The organism is Rhodococcus sp. R1101 (assembly GCF_000278445.1).
Lineage (GTDB): Bacteria > Actinomycetota > Actinomycetes > Mycobacteriales > Mycobacteriaceae > Rhodococcus > Rhodococcus gordoniae.
The window spans coordinates 1-417 of record NZ_AJVB01000957.1; the positions used below are offsets into that span (position 1 = coordinate 1).

The 417-nt window shown below is 72.7% G+C and carries 1 protein-coding gene; it reads right to left on the reverse strand.

Annotated features, from left to right (window positions below; all coding sequences use genetic code 11):
- The coding region (locus tag R1101_RS0125460) for a sirohydrochlorin chelatase (RefSeq protein WP_016935877.1) at positions 1-363 on the reverse strand (363 nt) is incomplete at its 3' end.
- Positions 364-417 lie beyond the last annotated feature (54 nt).

Sequence of the window (417 nt, forward strand, 5' to 3'; positions counted from 1 at the left end):
GTCGCCCTCGGTCCAGCCGGCCTGCCGCAACCGCTCGACGAGAACGCGGGCGAGGGCCGGGTCGGGACCGAGTGCGGGGGTGATCGTCACCGCGTCGTTCCCGCTCGCCGCGACCTCGCGCGGAACATCGGTGTGCACGTGGTAGCCGGAGGCGAGGAAGGCCGGAACGAGCACGGTCGGACGGTCGGTGTCGCGCAGGACCTCGGACGGCGACGGTCCGAGGACGTCGACGAAGGCGACGCGGGTGGAACCGACGCGGGAGGAGACGGCGTCGGCGAGCGCTGCGATCATGTCGACACCGCGCGGATTGCGGGTGCCGTGGGCGACGAGCAGCAGGGCGGGGTCGGCAGGTGTACCGGTCACGGGTGCATTCCTTCCGGGTCGACGGCGAGGCGGTAACCGCGCTTGACGACGGTC